We start from the raw sequence: 273 nt of genomic DNA, 5'->3' as shown, positions 1-273 counted from the left end.
TCGCGCTTGCTCATGTCGAGCAGGTTCGTCACTTGATCGAGGCGCTCGATCAGCGAGGGATGCACCTTGGCGCACATCTGGCGCAGCTCGGTGAGCTGGCCTTGATCAATGGCCTGATCGACCAGCCGGCCCATGTCGGCACCGTGGCTCAGGGCCTTGAGCTTCAGCACCTGAAGCTGGATTACTTCGTCAAAGTTCATGATTCCTCCAAAATCCAAAAGCGGATGCTTTGGATTCTAGGAGGAAGTCAGATCGCAGGCAAGGGAAACTGCG

Annotated in this window: 1 protein-coding gene; it reads right to left on the bottom strand. The window is 56.8% G+C overall.

Annotated features, from left to right (window positions below; all coding sequences use genetic code 11):
- On the bottom strand, positions 1–200 hold a 200-nt coding region (locus tag ABG80_RS20720; RefSeq protein ID WP_152987777.1), incomplete at its 3' end, for a hypothetical protein.
- Positions 201–273 lie beyond the last annotated feature (73 nt).

Origin of the sequence: Aquabacterium parvum, from assembly GCF_001447195.1 — a bacterium.
GTDB classification, from domain to species: Bacteria; Pseudomonadota; Gammaproteobacteria; order Burkholderiales; family Burkholderiaceae_C; genus Aquabacterium; species Aquabacterium parvum.
The sequence above is the reverse complement of the archived record's forward strand: the minus strand, read 5'-3'. Positions and strand labels throughout refer to the sequence as shown.